This is a genomic window from Citrobacter sp. CRE-46, from assembly GCF_059615875.1.
Genome location: NZ_CM184341.1, coordinates 1619732 through 1637824, shown reverse-complemented (window position 1 = coordinate 1637824; position 18093 = coordinate 1619732). Strand labels below are relative to the sequence as shown.

General features: G+C 47.7%; 14 protein-coding genes and 4 pseudogenes. 6 read left to right on the top strand and 12 right to left on the bottom strand.

Annotated features, from left to right (window positions below; translation table 11 throughout):
• The 10 genes and pseudogenes from AC534G_RS07685 to AC534G_RS07640 all read right to left on the bottom strand — a co-directional run.
• Positions 1 to 2943, bottom strand: a complete 2943-nt coding sequence (locus AC534G_RS07685) for an N-acetylglucosaminidase (protein ID WP_162620717.1) — start codon at positions 2941 to 2943, stop codon at positions 1 to 3.
• A gap of 12 nt (positions 2944 to 2955) precedes the next feature.
• Positions 2956 to 3438, bottom strand: a complete 483-nt coding sequence (locus tag AC534G_RS07680; RefSeq protein ID WP_069325345.1) for a DUF3828 domain-containing protein — start codon at positions 3436 to 3438, stop codon at positions 2956 to 2958.
• 30 nt (positions 3439 to 3468) lie between these two features.
• Positions 3469 to 5826, bottom strand: a complete 2358-nt coding sequence (locus AC534G_RS07675; RefSeq protein ID WP_110497297.1) for a type VI secretion system Vgr family protein — start codon at positions 5824 to 5826, stop codon at positions 3469 to 3471.
• 110 nt (positions 5827 to 5936) lie between these two features.
• Positions 5937 to 6110: pseudogene (locus AC534G_RS07670) on the bottom strand (Clp protease N-terminal domain-containing protein); the annotation flags it as partial.
• 163 nt (positions 6111 to 6273) lie between these two features.
• Positions 6274 to 6408 (bottom strand): annotated as a pseudogene (locus AC534G_RS07665) (type VI secretion system tube protein Hcp); the annotation flags it as partial.
• Between the two features lie 59 nt (positions 6409 to 6467).
• Entirely contained in the window at positions 6468 to 8135 is a 1668-nt protein-coding gene (locus AC534G_RS07660) for an OmpA family protein (RefSeq protein ID WP_110497292.1), read from the bottom strand.
• Positions 8135 to 8824, bottom strand: a complete 690-nt coding sequence (gene tssL, locus AC534G_RS07655) for a type VI secretion system protein TssL, short form (RefSeq protein WP_199981238.1) — start codon at positions 8822 to 8824, stop codon at positions 8135 to 8137. The genes AC534G_RS07660 and tssL overlap by 1 nt, the downstream gene beginning before the upstream one ends.
• Positions 8821 to 10170 carry a type VI secretion system baseplate subunit TssK gene (gene tssK / locus AC534G_RS07650; RefSeq protein WP_087857284.1) on the bottom strand — a complete coding sequence of 450 codons (1350 nt, stop codon included), beginning with the start codon at positions 10168 to 10170 and terminating at the stop codon, positions 8821 to 8823. The genes tssL and tssK overlap by 4 nt, the downstream gene beginning before the upstream one ends.
• A gap of 12 nt (positions 10171 to 10182) precedes the next feature.
• A pseudogene (locus tag AC534G_RS07645) lies at positions 10183 to 10356 on the bottom strand (type VI secretion system contractile sheath large subunit); the annotation flags it as partial.
• A pseudogene (locus AC534G_RS07640) lies at positions 10357 to 10554 on the bottom strand (type VI secretion system contractile sheath small subunit); the annotation flags it as partial. It abuts the pseudogene before it with no gap.
• A 754-nt stretch (positions 10555 to 11308) separates the two neighbouring features.
• Between AC534G_RS07640 and AC534G_RS07635 the strand changes: the two are divergent.
• Complete coding sequence (locus AC534G_RS07635) at positions 11309 to 11476, top strand: hypothetical protein (RefSeq protein WP_161959066.1); 168 nt, start codon at positions 11309 to 11311, stop codon at positions 11474 to 11476.
• Positions 11477 to 11560: 84 nt separating this feature from the next.
• On the opposite strand, the gene AC534G_RS07630 is transcribed toward AC534G_RS07635, so the two are convergent.
• The gene (locus tag AC534G_RS07630) at positions 11561 to 12193 is read right to left on the bottom strand and encodes an ECs1377 family protein (protein WP_085047793.1); all 633 of its coding nucleotides are present in this window, start codon (positions 12191 to 12193) and stop codon (positions 11561 to 11563) included.
• Between the two features lie 281 nt (positions 12194 to 12474).
• Here AC534G_RS07630 and AC534G_RS07625 point away from each other — a divergent pair, with 281 nt between their 5' ends.
• Positions 12475 to 13083, top strand: a complete 609-nt coding sequence (locus AC534G_RS07625) for a DUF1062 domain-containing protein (protein ID WP_038642403.1) — start codon at positions 12475 to 12477, stop codon at positions 13081 to 13083.
• 75 nt (positions 13084 to 13158) lie between these two features.
• Here the strand turns inward: AC534G_RS07625 and AC534G_RS07620 are convergent, their stop codons facing one another.
• On the bottom strand, positions 13159 to 15057 hold the full coding sequence (locus AC534G_RS07620; RefSeq protein WP_069325337.1) for a methyl-accepting chemotaxis protein: 1899 nt from the start codon (positions 15055 to 15057) through the stop codon (positions 13159 to 13161).
• A 530-nt stretch (positions 15058 to 15587) separates the two neighbouring features.
• Here AC534G_RS07620 and AC534G_RS07615 point away from each other — a divergent pair.
• From AC534G_RS07615 to crcB, 4 genes are all read left to right on the top strand, one after another.
• Positions 15588 to 15842, top strand: coding sequence for a YdgH/BhsA/McbA family protein (locus AC534G_RS07615; RefSeq protein ID WP_069325336.1), 255 nt, complete (start codon positions 15588 to 15590; stop codon positions 15840 to 15842).
• A 135-nt stretch (positions 15843 to 15977) separates the two neighbouring features.
• On the top strand, positions 15978 to 16571 hold the full coding sequence (locus AC534G_RS07610) for a Slp family lipoprotein (protein ID WP_069325335.1): 594 nt from the start codon (positions 15978 to 15980) through the stop codon (positions 16569 to 16571).
• Between the two features lie 524 nt (positions 16572 to 17095).
• Positions 17096 to 17626, top strand: a complete 531-nt coding sequence (locus AC534G_RS07605) for a helix-turn-helix domain-containing protein (RefSeq protein ID WP_110497283.1) — start codon at positions 17096 to 17098, stop codon at positions 17624 to 17626.
• Between the two features lie 46 nt (positions 17627 to 17672).
• Positions 17673 to 18062 carry a fluoride efflux transporter CrcB gene (crcB, locus tag AC534G_RS07600; protein ID WP_069325332.1) on the top strand — a complete coding sequence of 130 codons (390 nt, stop codon included), beginning with the start codon at positions 17673 to 17675 and terminating at the stop codon, positions 18060 to 18062.
• Positions 18063 to 18093: the final 31 nt, after the last annotated feature.

Here is an 18093-nt window from a genome sequence, read left to right as displayed (position 1 = left end):
TCACTCCTTGTATCTAGGTATATCAAACACTATATCGGAAGATATTGCCGAAAGGTCATGACCACAAATTTTTCGGATGTTTTTAGATATTTCATTTGCCCAGTTGACAGACGATGCGTATTCATGACTGGCTGGGGCTTCAGGATTCCATTTCATCTTGTAAAGAGTGTTTTGGAATTTATGTTTTGTACTGTTAACAAAATTTGCAGATATATATTGAGCACCACCATCAATGGCAAGTTCAGGGGTAAACCATCCTTTATAGTAAGCTGTGCCGAGTCCGCCCAATGTAGCATTGTTGTCAACGGCCCCAATCCCGTACATATTGTATACTTTCCTCTCGCCTTGATTTTTATAATTGAACGTTCGTCCTCCCCCCATTCCTCTTGGACTACCGTTTCCTGTTTCAACTACCGAGTGAGCAGCGAGATAACATTCATTTATATCGTATTTCTTAGCCGCTTCGATAAATATCTTCTCTTGGCCAGATAGTGTTCCTTTACCACTTAAAAAAGCCTTTAATTGTTCCTCTGGAACTCCCATATAGCCTTTGATCACCAAGAACTGAAATATACCACCCCCCTCTTTATCTTCATATTTCTCTGGGTTGATATATTCCCCCACAACACGTTCTCTTGACGCGGGTGATATTGGGTCATTTCCATACATATTTAACACTGTCAGTTGCTTCTTCAACATTTCTTGTAGTGTAAGTTTATAATCAGTATATATGTATTTAATTTTGCTATTGAGCTTCATCATCCCCAAAAACATTATTGGATGCATATGCCATAATGAAGGCCCGAGCTTCTCAGTGGACACATCCTGCATCCATGCCATTTTATCGAGAAAATCCTCACTGTATTTCTTCCATTCCGGAGCGTCTTTTTTCAGCGCATTCAGGAATGGTTGCCAGATAGCATCGTCTTTTTTGAAGTACCAGTCGCTGGGATGTTTTACAATAGTTTTCTGAATGACGTCACGATAATCAGGGTTGTGAAGTGCTCTCCAGTATTCCATTGGCGAATAGCGTTCACTTCCGCTGTCAATTTTATCCAGCAGGCGCTGATAATTATGCTTAACCAGGGCATGACTGGTTCGCGTATCACCGGTCGCAGCCTCATAGAGTGAGTTGATAAGGCTGCGGAAGAATCCAACAGGCTGGTTTTTTCCATCCAGGTAATCAAAACTGGTAGGCTCTGAGGTTTCAGTTCTAAAGCCTAGCTTCGCCAGATCATACTGTGACAGAAGTTGAGGCTCCGCCTGGCCTTTGGGCACATAGGCATTTTCCGGCCGCAACTGCCAGTATTCTTGCTTTGTTGAGTTATCAGTTTCTGTTGTGACCTGACTCAACGGTAGAATTCCTGTCCGCGTTGTTGACGTCGCCCCCTTTGCGAAAGTGCCCTTCGCAACATCTTTTGTGAAAAGAGCAAGACCAGGAGCATACTTCAACCAGAGCGGGTTTTTCTCCCCCACTTTTTCTGGGTTGGTCAGGAAGTTCTCCAGATTATCATCCATGCTCGTGCATTCGATATGTACCTGGTATCGTGCCTCATAACCACCGTCTTTTGGTGCCTGATAGTAGCCCATGTGGCCAATCGGGTCACCGGCCTTAATAGCAAATGGAGAACTGAGACTCACTGTCTTATCGAATACCATGACTTCCTTTGCGGGAGGAAGCAAATGCCGCCACCAGCCTGGAGCGGCCCCCGGCGCTGGCTTAATATTGTTGTTATCCACAACAACCCAATAGCGCTGACCAAGTGTGAGGATACTGCTGGTTTCTTCTGGTAATCCTTTTAGTATCACAAGGCCATATTTTCGCTTGTTATTTCCTGTGGCGTTAAGATTGCTGTCTGCTGGGTCCCACTCCACTCTTGCCCCTTTAGGCATGTGTCCGGCAATTTGTGGTGAAGTTTTATCTGAAGTCAGTTTCGCCGTCAGCCAGTCCATTTCAGAATATGCTCTTAGAGTATCCTGAATGACCCACTGATTTTCTGCTTCAGCTTCATAAGCTGAATACGGCGCAAGATGCATATACAGGGTGTAGAAATGCAGCCCGCTGGATTCTTTATCACCCGGTTGAATGTAGTGTTTTACCAGCACAAATGAGCCGGAAAAACTCAGTGGGCCGGATTCCCAAGCAAGCGTCAGATAGTCCTTGCAGATCCGATAAGCAACTACTTCGCCGTCAGCCATGCAACGTACAGCCTGCTCGCCTTTGAAAGCAACCGGGAAATCGAATGCCTCCAAAGGTGCCTTGCCACTGAGAGCACACCACGGTGTCGTGGTATGTGTTATATGAATACCGCCATGCCACATCCCACTACGGCCAATTGCGTATTGTCCGGTTGACTCCCCACCCAGATGCGAAAGGATATCTTCCTGACTACGAAATTCAGTTCCACGGTTGTTAGAGGGGATCGGCCAAACGATATTTATTTTCCCCTTAGTAGAGGCTGTACTTTTATTTACAGCCGTTGCACCAGCATAGCGATAAAGTTTATATGCAACACTATTTTCCCTGTACGCTTGGGCAGGATAGAATCCACGGTCCTGCACAAAGTCAGACACCCATTTGGCTCCATCGAACATGGTCATATGGCCATCGGTATGCTTTCCCACGGCCTGAATGACTGCAACATCACCGGCTTGTTGTCCTGAGATGGAATAAACGCCACCACTAATTACCGTTGTTACACCTTCAACAGGTCTAAAATTATTTTCAACCAACCAAGGCCCGTAATCTTTTGCTGAGTTAATTCCGGAGTTTTTTGCCGACAGCCCACCAGAAATCAATGCCAATTTTACATAATGCGCACATCTGGACTTTCCATATCTCAGTTTTTTATCTTTGCCGCTATCAAAATTCTTTTTGTTTATAGCAGCAATAGACGCCGCATTTGATTTTAATGTGCTCAGAGCAGTGTTTTGATTGAACATTGTCTCTCTCCGTTAGCTCTCGTTGCAATGGCCTGTTTTTCTGGATATGAACTTCACCGAATTCATTAGCCATTTGTCATTCTTGAGAACAAGGCCGATATCATATTTTGATTCACTATCAGCATGTCCAAGCGTTAACTCAGCTGCAACCTTATTACTGCTCACGGAAGATGTTTTAACCTCGATTTCATTAACCCAGTCAGGACATATTTCCTGAGCGTTGATAAAATAATCAGCCCCAGTATCATTGTCACTGTTAAGTTGCTGAAGGTATTGCGTCGTATAGCTATCAATTGCCTTCTGACTTTTCTCTGCACCACTCTCCACATCAGGGTCGTTCCACGCGGTGAGATAGTCAGAGTAAAACTTTTTAACAACGAATTCTGGACTTTTCGCATCGAGTGTCGGGTTGTTATTTTCTCCAAAACTGAAGTTTAAAAATATTGCGAAAACAAAAGTCAACAGAAGCAATAAATTTTTAAGCGTTGATTTCATAGTCTATGTTCCCTGTTCACTATTTTTGTATCAGTCATTGAATGACTTACTGCTGATCTTATTTTCCTGGATAATATCCGTCAGGCTGAAATTTGGGGTTTCATTTGGAAGATTCGCGCCAGTACCCGGTACCATATAATTCGACGTCTTCATAATGAACTCACCTGATGAACCGTGCTCAATGCCGTTCTTACTCAGCCTCAGGTAAGACCCACCACCGTTAAGCGTCAGCGTTTCCGGGGTGCTGATAATAATTTCATCTTCACTACTGGTCACCGTCAGTTGCTTTTCAGAAAACAGGGCCATCGTGTTGTGCTGCGCCTGAATCTCGATGTCTCCCTGGTTGGCAACCAGCTTCGCCCCGTCTTTATGCACAAACAGACCGAGGGCTTTTTCAACGCTCACGGACAGATTTTTCATCGCACCGATATCAAGATGCTGGCCTGCATTGATCATGGTATTGCCGGTGCTGCTGAGCTGAAGGTGTTCACCTGAGGTCATTGCCACCCCCTGCGGGGCGCTACCCAGCAGGACCGCTGACTGGAGGGCTTTGATTTTGTCGGTCACAAAATTAATCTGGGTGTTGATGTCAGAGACCAGGGCTCCGGCGGCTTCGGCGGCGCTGTTCAGGGCCTGCATCTGGCTGTTGGCCTGGTGAATCTGGTTAATGGCAGGGGCCATTTCCAGCACCGGGCCCTGCGCTTTGGCCTGGGCATCCGCCGTCAGGAACAGCCCTTTTGCCGCACGTACTGCGCCATGTTCATCCGTTCGCAGTTCAAAACCGGCACCGCGCTTTTCACGCTGGTTGTTGACCAGGTGCCCCAGGTTCAGCTGCGTTTTGCCATATTCCGTCGCAAGCTTGATATGCTCTTCCTGGCGCTTATCTTCCATCCGCAGCTTATTGTTCGCCGGCGTGCGCCACACGTTCCGCGTATGATTATCGCTGGTGACATGATCCGGATGATCTGAGTCATGCAGGGCATAAGCGATGTAGGGACGATCCGGATCTCCGCCGTCAAATACGACAGCCACTTCCGTTCCGTCGAGAAGCGGTGAGTGGAATCCGTATGTATCACCGGCATAGGGTTTCGCCAGCCGCAGCCACAAATACGCATAGCCCTGTTCGGAATCGTTGCGGTCAAAGTCCAGTTTCACCCGGTAGCGGCCCTGTGCGTCGAGCCAGGAGTACGTATCACCTTTCTGTGTGCTTTCCACCCGGGCCGGAAGCGAGCCGGATATTACCGGGCGGCTGAGCAGTGCCGGACGCCAGCAGACGGTTTCGCTGTAGGGGATACCCTCAAACGTCAGCGTAAAGCTGCTTTTGCGTGAACCGCTGGTGCGTACCGTGGTGATGACGATGCCTTCCCTGACAGCATCGGGTAACGTGCCGTCCGTTTCCAGTACCTGACCCGGAGCCAGATGGGGGCTGGAGGAATGCCCGCTGACGCGGGACTGCGCGTTCAGAATACGTTCATGACGCAGGCGGGCGAAGTATGCCCCGGTCTCAGTGCTTTCAGCGTCATCTGCTGTCAGGAAAGGTTCCGCATAATGGTATGTTTCCCCGGTGGTGATCCCTTCCTTGCTGAAAATGCTTTCGGCACTGTCCTGAGGTTTCAGCGCTTCACGGTAGTTGTAGTCCCTGGTGACCACACTCCCGCTCACCACCTTATATGCAGTCTGAATATCCCAGATGCTCTCCTGCCCGCTGTCGCTCATCCCGGCCTGGTTGCGCAATGGCAGGGTGACACCAAATTCATACTGCTGCTGGCTGTCCTGAAAAATCACCACGTCCTGCTCAAGACGGCTGTCCATTTCATAGCGCCAGTAAATACCCACCTCCGCCAGCAGGCGCTGGATAAATTCCAGGTCAGTTTCCCGCCACTGGGTGATGAGCTCCCGGGAGGGATATTCGCGGGAGAGCCGGAACTCAAAATCATGCCCTTCCAGACCGTGTTTACGCAGTACCTGTTCGACCACCTCAATCACTGACTGACTGAGGTAGATTTCGCTCCCTTTCGTATACTCCAGCAGGGCGATACGGGGAACGATCGTCAGCGCGTAATGGGTCTCATCATTCGAGGTGGACACGCGGCGAAAGGATTCCACCACGCCGAACACCGTCCTGACCGGCAGCGCCGGTGTTCCGTCAAACACCGGGGTCTGGAAAGTAAATGACGCGGGTTTCAGCAGTAACGCGCCGCAGGCAATATCCACAGAGGAGCTGGTGACCGCAACGTCATACCGCCAGGGCTGACTGAGGGATTCCACCGCGCTGTAGTGCAGAACATCCAGAAATTCGCTGCATTCATGCACCTCAACCCGGTACCGCGACTGCCCTAAAAGCTGCGGTACCACGCTAGTTGCCTTGTTGATCAGGGAACTGCTCATGACGGCTCTCCTTCTGCCCGTTCATCAAACGCCAGCACAATGCCCTTTTCGTCATCCCTGGTCAGTTGTAATGAGGAGGGCTTTTGTTTTGCCGCTATATGGCTTAACAACTGTTGACTCAGAACCGGCAGGTCACCTTCACCCTGATCCAGCAACTTTAACAACCAGTGCTCAGGCGTCATTTCTGCATGCGCACGGATCTGACATAAAGAAGCCGCCCCCTCCAGTGCTCTGGCGCAATAAGGGTTAAGTCGTCGTAGCAGGACTGCTGAATAATGTTCCATGTCGTTCCCTCTTGTTCAGGCACGCTACCGCCCTTGACCGTCAACCGATGCCCATAAGGTTCATGCCGATAAATTGTGTGACTGCTCTGCAAAGCGTCCACCTGACAGGCGCTGTGCGGAGCAATACAAAATGGCGGACAGAAGGGATATGTCCGCCTGGGGCTTACGCCGTGGTACGTTCGTTCCAGGAATCGGAATGAATGATGTTGCCGTCTTTGTAGGTCCAGGAGATTTTTTCGTAGCGCAGCTCGATCTGCTCAAGGTGGTTATGCTTCTCAAAAGAAGACTCCTTGATGTCAGCGCCGCCATCGTCTTTCAGCCGCAGAAAATCCGGGATTGCCATGTTTACTTCTCCATTTATTTAGTTGAAACGTCACTTACATCCTGTGACGCGTGTTTTGCATCTGGCAGACGACAGGCGTCAGCCTGCGGTACCAGGCTGATCTCGACACGCCGGTTGTGCGCACGGCCATCAGGCGTGTCGTTTGATACAATCGGTCGGCTGTCACCGTAACCCTGCACGGCAAAACAACTTTCCGGTATATCCCCGGTATCACGCATCCAGTTACGGACGGCCTCCGCTCGTTGCAAAGACAGGGTCTGGTTGAGTTGTACGCTGCCGGTATTGTCTGTGTGGCCGCTGACCACGATGAGCCAGCCTGTTCTGGCTTTGATCCCCACCAGTGCGTTGACGAGTATTTTGGTTGAGCCGTCTTTAAGTGCTGATTTGCCAGAATCAAACAGCGACATGCTGTCGAGCCGTACAATTTTGGGTACCGGTTTTGGTTTAGGGGCAGGAGGGGGAGTCCAGGTATCGATAGCCTGCTGCAAGGCCAGCCACAGGCGTTGCCCCGGATAATAGCCCAGGCTGTAGCGTAAAGGCTCTCCCTGACGCTGCCACCGCTCAAGCAGGAGCACATCCTGTTTCAATGCGGCCAGTGATTCTGCTTTAGGACGGTAATGTTTCATTGGAATAGCATTCCAGCGCTGTAAATTGGCACTGACATGACGAATAAGATTACAATTATTGAGCGCGGACATGCCCATAGCCGTCAGAACGCACAGCCACATCAACAGAACCAAACGGCGGGTACGCTGGCCCCCCTGAACTGTCGAAGTAAGCGGTACCAAAAGTGGCAGAACGGCATCCGGGAACAAACCGGTATGAAGTGGCTGCAGGGATTCCCGTGAAAACTGCAAGCAGGTGCGGGAATAGAGCCAATCGGACCAGACAGACTGAGTCTCTGGATTGACTACTCCGAGGCGCATGGCCACGGAAAATACGCGCACAGGCGGTGTTAACCGGTCAGGTTTCTCCAGCTCATCGGCCAGCATATTACGGAGAAAGGAAAATGCCTGGCTGACTGCTGGCAGCGCCAGGATATTGTCTCCCACCTGCTGCCAGTCAATGAATGCCTGAGGCGAATCATTAACCGGGCATACAATCCGCTTATCACCCCGAACGATTATCCACGGCGTTTCAGGTCCGGAAAATTCGGCACTCAACACAACCGGCAGTGTGAATCCCGTCAGGGATTTAATCTGTTTACACTGCTGGCGGAGCGTTTTCAGTGCGGAACGCAGAACGGCTTCATCCTGATGATGGTCTGGCAGGCAACGGTACATCACCGAGAGCTGTCCGAACTGGCGCGGGAACTGCTTCTGTATGCTGCGGACAATGTCAGTTAACCGGCTGACGTCACCGGCCCATAGCCACCATCCCTGGGCTGTTTTACGCAGAGGACCTCCCTGAAACAACGTTTCCAGCATGTCACCACACACCAGTACAACGGGGCCCTGGGTGTCGAGTAATGGCAGTTCAGCAACCGGGAGGGTAACGTCAGAAGTAGGCTCTTCACTCCGACAGTTTTTAACAACATACCCGCCTGCCAGAAGGAGGAGCAGCAGAGTGATCAGACCGTTAAAAACGTTGCCTGTCGGGATAAAACACCACAGCAACCACAACAACGTGGCAACGGCTACCAGGGTGTGCAGAACTACCGGAATGATGACTGTTCTACGCATTAGCCATGCAGCTCCGGTATTTGTGCTGACAACAGAGCCTGAAGCCACAGATGGCCCCCCCACCAGATAACGCCGGTAAGAATGACGGCAAGCGCTATCCAGAACCAGACTGAACGGAACAGACTCCAGCGATGTTTCCCCATCAGGACAACAACCAGTGACAGACCTGCATCAGGCGGAGAAACGCGTTCAGAAAGGGCTTTCACTACCTCATCACGCTGCGACTGGCTGACCTCTTTCAGGCTGTATAACCCCTGAAAACCCAGGGCAATCACCCGGTGATAACAGGTTAAAACGGCCGGGTTCGGTGAGGGCTGACGCAGGACTTCTGCAATGCGATCCCATAGCGCTTCACCTGCCCGAAGTGATCCAAAAAATCGGGCCTGAAGCGGCGCTTTACGCCAGGCTATCTGGCCTTCATCAACTTTCGTCGCCTCTCCTTCCTCGCTTTTTTCAGGCTTACGGCTCATCACCGTCTCGTCGAGCAGGGCGCATTGTGCGTAGGAAATATGCCCGACACTGGCCTCGTCATAACCGGCACGCTCCAGCGCTTCCCGCACACTTTCAACCTGTTTAACGCATTTGTGGTAAAGCGCAGAGCCATTAAGCGTGACAGCGCCGTTCTTCAGCATGGTGACGGTGAGCCAGGTCTCCGTCATCAGTTGGTCGATATCAATATCCTGTCTCATGAGCGCAATACCGCAAACAGTTCAAGTTCCAGAGCGCCAAGTAACTCAGGCACATAGAACATACACACCCCCTGCTCCAGCATTTCATGCGCAGCGGAGCTTTCCATATCAAGCGCGAAGTACTGGTTCTCCATACGTACAGGCAATGCTGCCGGGACTCTGCTCACCGGAATCAATGGAATCCCCCTGAGCGCGGCGCCATAAATGGTATTAACTTCATCAGGTGACCCCGCCTGACAGAGTGCCGGGAATTTGTCGGCAACCTGCCAGGCCGGGATATCTGAGCGCACAGAGAGCCAGAGGTCGGCCTCTTCACGCAGACGAATATCGTGAAGGTTGGCCTTCCATGTCTGTCCGTCCGGGCGGGACATTTCCAGTGCAATGACCCGGGATGGCAGACTTGCCTCCAGCAACCCCGCTATCAGGTCAAACAGCGGGGGAAACGCATTGGCTGGTTCCTCGTGGTCATACCCCGGTATAGCGTCAAGGTCATGGTCCAGGGAAAAGGTCAGCATACTGCCTGCCAGACGAGCGAGCTCCGCCCACACCTGTTCAGGTGGACGGCACGGAAAACGTTCGTATTCCGTCAGCACTCTGGCGTGAGAATTCAGTGCATTCAGCAACCAGAAAAGGGAAACATCCGCGACAGCAAAATCGGCAAGTCTTTCGTTGCTTTCACGACGCATGGTCATCAGACGCTGGCGTCGGGAGCGTAACTGGCGATTGAGCAGCACCAGACGTTCGCGAAGAACCGGACTTGCTCCGAATGACGCCACTGGAGGAATAAAAGACGGATCCTGTCGCCACGCATTTTGTCCATCCCGGAGCAGTCTTGCTACCGGGCAGACTTTCCAGGCCTCATTACTTTCATGGGCAAACCGGATGGTGAAATTAAACCGGGCAACTGCCATGGATTCTTCTTCAGAACCAAAAACATCCGGTATAGTTACCCATTCCTCCCGGTAACGAAGCGGACGGTCAGCGGTCATGCCTTCCTGTTCAACATTAACAACACCGGGCTGCAAATGAGGGAGTGCGATAACGACTGTTACCGCATCCAGACCAGCCAACAGATCCGGGTCTAACTCGCGAGGAGGGGGAAGCAGATCGCTCCTTTGCGCATCAATCAGTGAACCATCTTCCAGCCAGAGGCGTAACTGCGTAATCTGGATCAGGCCGGACGAAAGAAAACTGTCATTAAACTCAATCTTTTCCACGCCCCAAGGGAACGGGGTGGCTAGCGCTGATGCACCGGCACTGCGAAAAGATTCCCATTCAGCCTGCTGCTGGAACTGCTGAGGGGACAGCAAAGCCCCCTCGTTCCACAGTGGACGATAAATTTTCATCCCTGTCCTGCCTTATGCTTTTGCTTTAGGCATCCGGGATGCCACAGACAGATTGACGTCCATGCCATCGACCTGGAAATGAGGGATTGCAAAGCGTTTCACACGGAAGAAACCCGGCTTGTCCTCAATGTCTTCAACAATGACTTTGGTATCGCGAAACGGATGGGACGCCTGCAGATCGTCGCCTACGCTGTCGAAATTGCTCTTCGAAATGTTTACCTTTTCGCGTTCAGACAACGGACGATTTTCCCGGCCATGACAGAAGTCCCTAACTGTCAGCAGTTTCAGCGGCAGCCCGGTTTTTTTCTGGGCCCCACCGGTGTGCAGGGCTAAATATAAGTTAATACGAGCTTTGGGTATTTCTTCCTGGTACGAACCGGACATGCAATGTTCCTTCATTTGACGTGTCTACGACAGCAGAAGAAGTGAAAGCCAAAGGGGCTTTCCACAAAACGACTCCACCGCCCTGACAGCGATAAATAATGATGAATAAAACAGAGGGTTACGATGAAAATCGTACGCCGGTTGATGGCGTTAACAAGTCTGCACGCCCAATGCAAATGTAAATAATAATTTCACTTAAAGTCCGTCACTGCTATTTTCCATTTCAGAAAATGAACAAATATTTCTTTCCGGATCCATTGCCCATAAAGGATTTAAGCGTATACAACCTGCCATCGCGCCACTTAATTCCCGTTATTAATTATTTCGGTTAAGTAACAATTTAGCGCCCAGCTCCGATTAAGTTTTGCCAATCTGATGATTATTCAATCCGCAAACTTCACCCCATAAATACAAACAACATAAACAATATCTTTTGACAATTATTAATTACCCACCATGTACATCAGGCAGAGAATTCAGAGTGGGTTTTATGTATATTTTAAATGTTAAACCATTTTCCAGAAAATCAAATTATTTATTCCAGAAACTTATTCTCCATTGAAAAATAATTCTTCACAACAATAATTATGAATGCGTTAAAGTATTTATAAAATAGATATATACTCCAGCAATCATTGATTAATCGCCGAAACAGATCGAATTTTAAAAATAGAAGTGTGAAAATGATCTGGCTTTTCAAAATACCTCTGCCAGCATATGCCATAAATTCCCATTAAGCCGAGAACGGTTATTAATGAATCCCCCTTTTACGCTGCCGGCCAAACTGTCGCCCCTGGCTTGTCGTCAGGTTGCCAATCAGGCCTGGTGCCCTGCCACAACCGGCGAGCCATTGCTGAATTCTGCCCGTGATATTGCCGAAAGCTGGCTGAATGCTGTCATATCTGCTGCAACGATGCCATGATTCAGTCCCACATCGACCGGGCGCTGTCTCCCCAGGATGCGATTAACTATCTCATTGAACGTTGCAGGAAAATATCTCTTTAGCTCAGCCCTGAGCCAGGCGATAAAACGGTACTGGCCTCATTGTTGCAGTGAGATTATCAGACACCAATATCTGGCCCGTCGCTACCCGCATCCCTGATTTTCTCAACCTCAGTACGTCAGCTGCTATACGCTGGCTGCCAAACCAGAAAAGCCCGTCCAACGCCGTGACATCAAGTCCTGATTCGAGCGCCATCTTCAGGCGTTCCCGTGGAGATTTCACCGCTTTTGCGATCTGCTGGTAAGGGGCTTCGGTCAACCCTTCTGGATCTATGCGCCGGATACGATGCGACAGGCGATACTGAAATTCATCCGGTATACCGTCAAGGCTCGCTTTCAGGGTATATACACACCCAAAGCGTTTACCATTAAAGATGACGTTTTTCTGGCTAAGCTGTAGCGCGTCACGCACGCTGGCAATCAATTGCGGGGTGCGAAGTAATAACAACCGAAAAGGCAGCTCAAAGCTGGTCACATAGTCCACGTTCAGTAAGGCAATACGCAGACGCTCTTCCGGGCCGGCCTTCATTTCCCGACATTCAGCAATGACGTCAGCCCATTGGCCGGTAAGACGAGAACTTTCAGCAGCCTCTGTAAAGCTGTACTTTTCAGTCTGATAATCAATACGTCCGCTCACACGGCATTCCCTTCTGGCCACATTTCGGTATTTGCTGCTCACTTTACCAGCGACAGACGACTACCGAAAGCCCGGCAACCTAACAAATATTGATTCAACTCATATACTTAATTGTTATCACACTGATAATCTCATGGAATTCATTGGCTGGCGGACAGGGTCACCGTGTTAGAAATCTTTTCTTAACCCACTGAAAAATATCTGACAAATATTTTTCTCATATAAAAACGATGGTTCGTTCAATACGGATCCGAATTTATTTGGGTTAAAAAAGGTACGGTATGAAAGTCACATGGACTGTCACTCCTGCCGGGTACCAGCGTATTACCAAACGCTGTCCCGCATGTAATGTAAAACGCGAGTTTGCACCTTCCGGGTCCTTCAGGGTCAATTCACAAAAAAAAGTGCTCGATATCTGGAGCATTTATAAATGTACGCATTGTGAATATACGTGGAATATCTCGCTGTTCTCACGGCTTCACATCAGCAAAATTAACCGAGAGCTGTACCAGCGGTTTATCACTAATGATGCCAGTACGGTTCACTATTATTCTCATGATAAAGCCACTCTGAGCCGAAACAACGCTGAGCTTGCGGGTAAGCCTGATTTTCGTGTTCATGAACAATGGCAGGCCAGCATCAACATTGACCAGCACTTCGCCGTCAGCATCAGGCTTACCTGTGCTTTTCAGATCAGTGTGCTATCGATATTGAAGCGCCAGCTTTTACTCAGCACGGCGGAGATTAAGAGCCTGATAGATGAAGGTCATATTCGCGGTATCACCATGAAAGAACTCAAATCCCGAAAGTTACGGACAGCAAATGTCGATTTTCACTTGTCTGCGGTAACGTTGTATGCCCGGCGAAGGGTGGTTCTGGCGCCACGTTAATAGAATAAGGCTCATCCTGAGGTAATGAGCCCTCCCGATCCGACACCTTTGCCGGATCGGGATAGCGGTGTCATGTCAGACAACAAAACGATTAACCAGATCCCTCATGGTTACTGAGAGATTATCCAGCCGCTGGCTGTCATTCGCGGCCTGAGAAACCAATGCCGCGTTTTGCTGTGTAACTTGCTCCATGGGTCTCAGCGCCAGGTTTATCTGGGAAACACCCTGCGATTGTTCCGTCGCTACCCGGGCGATATCGCCGATATATTGCTTCATACTGGTGGTATTATCCGCCGCCGCTTTTAGCGCGGTAGCTGATGCGGTAACCCGCTCAACGCCCTCGCTGATTTTTACCATATTCTGCGCCACCAGCTCCCGGATCTGATTCGCTTCTTTAGCACAGCGCTGTGAAAGGTTACGCACTTCACTGGCTACTACCGCAAACCCCCTTCCCATCTCTCCGGCGCGAGCCGCTTCAACAGCCGCATTCAGCGCCAGCAAATTCGTCTGAAAAGAAATATCATCAATTGAGGTAACGATATTTGAGATTTTCTCACTGGAGGAGCGAATATCCCCCATGCTCTGATTTGCCGCGCTGGCGACGTTACTGGCCTGGCGAACCTCTTTTTCCAATCTTATTGTCAGGAGCTCCGCTTCGCGGGCATTGTCCGCCGTTTGCGTAATCGTCGTTGAGAGCTGTTCCATACTGGCCACGGCTTCTACAATCGATGCGGCCTGTTCATCGGTGCGCTGGGCCAGATCCTGATTTCCCGCCGTAATACTACTGCTGGCATCGTACAGCACCAGAGAGCCTTGTTTAATCTCCTGTACGATGTGCTGAATATTTTCCAGCATCGTGTTATAGGCGCGATTGAGCGAAGAAAGCTCGTCTTTCCCTGGTGTCGCCAGACGTTGAGTCAGATCGCCGTTCATACCCGCAATCTTGTTTAGCGTGTCGCTGAACTGACGGTGCATATTGAGTGCGATGGCCCCGGCGAACGCCAATGATGCCAGTAGCGCCAGCAGGCTCACGGCCATATATATCTGCCAGTTCTTACGCGCATCCTGCGCGAGTTTTATCGCACTTTCCCACAGAAGATTCGCTGCCACATTTTCAATCTGTCGCATCACTTCAATACGCTGGGTTTGTACTTTAAACCAGACGGTAGGATCGACGTCAAATCCACCATTCGCCGCATGACTAAACGCAGCTTCGCGTAATGAAAGCGCTTGGGTAGCGTCGGTGGATTGTAAGCGACTTTTGAGCATGGCGGCCTGTTCAGGTGGACTCAGGCGCAAAGATTGCGCCAGCCAGACATTCTGTTTACTGACCACATCGCTAAGCTGATGTAATTGTCCGTCGGCGAAATGACCAGAGGAAAAGATATTTGCCAGCAGCGCCCGCTCAATACCCGCTTGCTCCTTCAAATTCAGCAGGTTGTAGTAGGCTGCGAATGAATTCGCCATCTCGCCGGAATCCGTCAACGTCCCTAACCGGCCCACAAAATTCAGTACATCAGCAATAACGTTGGTATAAAACTTAACCACCTCAGAGGCTGGCAGACCCAATTGCGTCACCTTTTCCCGGAGTGTCGCCAGTGACAGAATATTTTTCTTAAACGCGGCGACAGAGGTGGTGACATCCCCTGCCTGTAAGGCGGTATCGGACAGCGAATCCACAAATACCTCGATCTCGCGATCGGTTAAGGCCCGTTGTGCGTTTAGTTCATCTTTGAACGTCTTCCCTTCGGCCCCAAGAAACCCGACACTCATTCCACGCTCTTTTTGCAGTTCATGCACCACATTTCCGGCACTGCGCGCGAGGGCTGTCAGTTGGGCAATATTCTCCATCTGTCGTTCTGTTTCGATGCGCGTCCATATTCCTGAACCAGCAAACCAACATAACGCCAATAATAGTGGTTGCAGCGCGATTATTAACTTCATTTTCATCGGCATTCGATAAACCCACCACATGCCACTTACCTCCCTTATCCATATTTTCGTCATGGTTATCGGCGTGACATAGCTGCACTTTAAATTTTTTCAAAAGAAGGATGGGTATTTTTAGGTTTAAAATCAGAAAATATACCTCTATTTAATTACTCATAACAGAGCAAACATCTGCACTATCAATAATTTCAGATCTATATTTTGTGATTTCATAATTTATAGAATATTATTCTATCCATCAAAATAACGTAATTACTGTTCCTGGCCAAGACCGCTAACAGGAAAGTCTCAGTAATCAGTTGAAATCTTAATTACCCCTGCGGATATAATTAGTTCATAGAGATAACAATCGATATTCTTTGCAGATCGCAACTGGAATCCAACGTTAGGATTATTATATTAAATATCAATTCATCAAAAAATACTTTTAGATCAACTAATTAATCACCTCTAAAAATGTGGCATCGGTAATAAACTCACTTTCGCATTGAATTAAAAAATAAATTATCTAACATAATTATTGTTCACCATTACTCTAATAAGAGAATCAACTTATGAAAAAATTTAGCATCATGGTATTGTTAGGTTCGGTAATCGCATTTTCAGCATATGCCGCAGAGCAAATTACACCAGAACAGGCAAGCAAATATACCAAAATAGGAGAGATTAGCGTAACGGAAGATGGATTCACAATGACTGATGATGGGCTCAGCAAAAAAGTAGATGAAAAGGGTGGCAAATACTACGTAATTACATCAACTGAAGGGCATGCTGAACACAAAACTATCAATGCGGACATTTACAACTAAATGCCATGATACAAATAAGTCATTTATAAATTATTCCTACCTGAAAACTCGATTCTCCTGATAAGGGAGAATCGAGTAGCTTTATTATAATGCTTTTCTATTTAACCTTACATTTAATCTATTTAAGGAGATAATATGTTAAAGGTTTATCCCTCTGGGAAATTACCATATATCGCGGTCATCGCGATTACACTCTTTCTCTCTGGTTGTAGCACTATTCCTGCATCGATTAAAGGTAATAATCAACCAGACTTGCAAAAAGATTTTCTAAAACTGAAGCAAACCCCTGGTCTCTATGTTGGGCAAGAGGTTCGACTGGGAGGCCTCATTATTAATGTTGTTAATCAGCCTCAAGAAACGTTGCTTGAAATAGCTGTACTGCCGCTTAATTATAATGCGCAGCCAGAAATTGGGGCACAATATCAGGGACGGATACTGGCCAAAAGCTTAATGTTCCTCGATCCGGTAAATTTCCGCAATCACTATGTTACCGTACTGGGTAACCTGACGGGGAGTCGTACTGGCCGGGTTGGTAATTCCACCTATTCTTTTGTTACAATGAATATTGTTGGTTATCAGGTGTGGCAAGAAGAAACGCGTATTATGCCGGCCCCAGGTTTTGACTACGGTATTGGGCCAGTTTGGCCTGCCGACTGGAATGGCATGATGTATCCCGGTTGGGGATGGTACGATCCACCACTACAGGTAGAGAAAACCCTGTATCCTTAACATTCGATAATTATCTTCTGTCCATTCTATTCAATGCCTGGAAAACTATGTTTCCAGGCATTACCGCATGAATCTCTCACCTTTTCTCTGTTGAATATAAATAAAAAAGCTGGCGAAGTTATCGCCAGCAAAAGTCTGTATAGGAGTCTCAAGTTCGTCACTAATACAAGTGACATATTTATCCTAATGTTCCAGAAGATATTGTACAAGCTAGCTTTATATAAATTAATCCTGGATAACATAAAACATAATATTTCATACCAATATCTAGTTGGCATTTTGCACACTAGGAATTTTCTTATACTAAAATATAAAAACCAGTTATTTCATAGCACTGAGAATTTTACTTAGGATTATTATATAGATTTACATCTGGATTAATCAGAAAAATAGATTATGTTTATAACATTAAATAAACATAGCATGGAATAACTGCCTCCTGCATCTTCAATCTCAATAACCAATGTAAAACTCTATTATTTACAAATATTATAACTAGATATATGCACCAAAGGAGCATTGTTATGATTTTCATCATCACAAAGGATTTTTTCCTTTTCCAGGGTATTATTCACCTACAGGAAAAGGAAAAAATCATCAAGATTAATCAACTTTCAGACATTAACTTTAATGACATCGATCACACTGTAAGAATAGTTATCGATACTTATCACAATAATATTATAGATGAAGTTACGGTCAGACTGCTTAATCACATTGATGTGCAAAGAATCATCATCCTTGCCCCTTTTCAAATTAGTAAATTGAAAAGCGCATCGCCTTTACTGTTTGTAAACAGAAAAGAGCCACTTATGAACTTACTCTCACTCATCATAGATGAAAAAATTTCATATCAGAAACCGAATGTGGCACTTTCGCATAACCAGCTGAAACTTGTTAATTCGATTATTAATCAGCAAAACATGAATGACATCACCCAATCACTTAACATCTCTGAGCAGACGATGCGTATTCAAAAATTCAACATTATGCTTAAGCTAAAGCTTCGGCGAATAAGCGATCTGGTCACTCTAAAAATATCACCTTACTTTTAGCATACAAGTGAGTAATATTTCAATTTTATCAGGAAATTAATATTATATGCTAACATCATTAATTGCCATTATGATTGGTGGCGGTATAGGAAGTGCATTACGTTGGGGTATATCTCAGCGATTAAATGCTTTTTTTCCTTTATTGCCGCCGGGTACTCTCATCTCGAACATCATTGCTGGATTCATTATTGGCTTTGCTACGGTCTTTTTTACACGACTTACATCATTCTCACCGGCAGTTAAACTGATGATCACAACTGGGTTATGTGGTGGTCTGTCGACCTTTTCAACCTTTTCAGAGGAAGTTTTTTCACATTTGCAAAACGAAGATTATATCTGGGCCAGTACAGAGATTGCCGTTCATGTACTGTTTTCCTTGCTCGCCGTTTATACCGGCTTCTTAGTTGCGTCGTTTATTACCAATTGGTGCCGATAAACCGCAAACTCTCGTGATATTAATGTGAGCG

Coding starts and splice junctions, on each gene's coding strand:
- AC534G_RS07685 (WP_162620717.1), bottom strand. CDS start 2,943: ATGTTCAATCAAAACACTGCTCTGAGCACATTAAAATCAAATGCGGCG.
- AC534G_RS07680 (WP_069325345.1), bottom strand. CDS start 3,438: ATGAAATCAACGCTTAAAAATTTATTGCTTCTGTTGACTTTTGTTTTC.
- AC534G_RS07675 (WP_110497297.1), bottom strand. CDS start 5,826: ATGAGCAGTTCCCTGATCAACAAGGCAACTAGCGTGGTACCGCAGCTT.
- AC534G_RS07660 (WP_110497292.1), bottom strand. CDS start 8,135: ATGCGTAGAACAGTCATCATTCCGGTAGTTCTGCACACCCTGGTAGCC.
- tssL (WP_199981238.1), bottom strand. CDS start 8,824: ATGAGACAGGATATTGATATCGACCAACTGATGACGGAGACCTGGCTC.
- tssK (WP_087857284.1), bottom strand. CDS start 10,170: ATGAAAATTTATCGTCCACTGTGGAACGAGGGGGCTTTGCTGTCCCCT.
- AC534G_RS07635 (WP_161959066.1), top strand. CDS start 11,309: ATGAATCCCCCTTTTACGCTGCCGGCCAAACTGTCGCCCCTGGCTTGT.
- AC534G_RS07625 (WP_038642403.1), top strand. CDS start 12,475: ATGAAAGTCACATGGACTGTCACTCCTGCCGGGTACCAGCGTATTACC.
- AC534G_RS07620 (WP_069325337.1), bottom strand. CDS start 15,057: ATGTGGTGGGTTTATCGAATGCCGATGAAAATGAAGTTAATAATCGCG.
- AC534G_RS07615 (WP_069325336.1), top strand. CDS start 15,588: ATGAAAAAATTTAGCATCATGGTATTGTTAGGTTCGGTAATCGCATTT.
- AC534G_RS07610 (WP_069325335.1), top strand. CDS start 15,978: ATGTTAAAGGTTTATCCCTCTGGGAAATTACCATATATCGCGGTCATC.
- AC534G_RS07605 (WP_110497283.1), top strand. CDS start 17,096: ATGATTTTCATCATCACAAAGGATTTTTTCCTTTTCCAGGGTATTATT.
- crcB (WP_069325332.1), top strand. CDS start 17,673: ATGCTAACATCATTAATTGCCATTATGATTGGTGGCGGTATAGGAAGT.